This window comes from Methylobacterium gnaphalii, from assembly GCF_007992215.1.
Classification (GTDB): Bacteria; Pseudomonadota; Alphaproteobacteria; order Rhizobiales; family Beijerinckiaceae; genus Methylobacterium; species Methylobacterium gnaphalii.
The window spans coordinates 1-922 of the sequence record NZ_BJZV01000107.1; the positions used below are offsets into that span (position 1 = coordinate 1).

The 922-nt window shown below is 67.6% G+C and carries 1 pseudogene; it reads left to right on the forward strand.

The features are described 5' to 3' along the window. Positions 1–92 precede the first annotated feature (92 nt). Positions 93–905, forward strand: a pseudogene (locus MGN01_RS23300) (IS5 family transposase). Positions 906–922: the final 17 nt, after the last annotated feature.

The following is a 922-nucleotide window of genomic DNA, read 5'->3' on the forward strand; positions in this document are numbered from 1 at the left end:
TAAGAGCTCGTCCGGTAAGGGGCGAGTGCGGGGCTGAGTGGTCGGGATGGCGGTGATTCCAAGAGGGTGCTGAAGCCTGACCTGGAAGCGCCATGTGGACCCCGACTACCCGGCGGCAGCATAGCCGCGCGAGCCTTCGCTACGAAACCGATCCGAGGGACGCCGAGTGAGCGGTGATTGCGCCGCTGATGCCCGAGCCGTTGCCTTGCGGTCGGCCACCGGTCTGGACGACGCGAGAGGTTCTGAACGCGATCTTCTACGTCCTGCGAGGTGGCAGCGCTTGGCGGCTGATCCCCAAAGACCTGCCGCCGCGCTCAACCGCCTACGGCTACTTCAGCCACTGGCGCGACGCGGGGCTGTTCGCCCGGATCAACCACCACCTCGTCATGGCTGATCGCGAGCGCGTCGGACGGGCAGCCTCGCCATCGGCCGCCGTGCTCGACAGTCAGAGCATCAAGACCACCGAAAGCGGCAGCCCGCGTGGCTACGATGCCGGAAAGAAGGGGCTCGGCCGCAAGCGCCAGGCGCTGGTCGACACGGATGGGCGAGCCGTCGTGCTCGATCCGCAGCCGGCCGATGTGCAGGATCGTGACGGCGCGGTGCCAGTGCTGCGGCTGTCGCGCCGGACCTTTCCCTTCATCGCCAGAGCGTTCGTCGACGCGGGCTATGCTGGCGAGCGTCCCGCCACGGCCACGATCATCACCGTTGAGATCGTGCGCAAGCCGCCCGATCAGGTGGGCTTCGCCGTCCATCCCCGCAGGTGGCTGGTCGAGCGCTTTTTCGCCTGGCTCAGCCGCAACCGTCGCCTCTGGAAGGATCCCGAGCCAACGCTCGCCTCCGCCCATGCCTTCCTCTACGCCGCAGCCGTCATGATCCTCGTCAGGCGCATCGCCCGCGCAACCTGACTTCTCGGACGGACTCT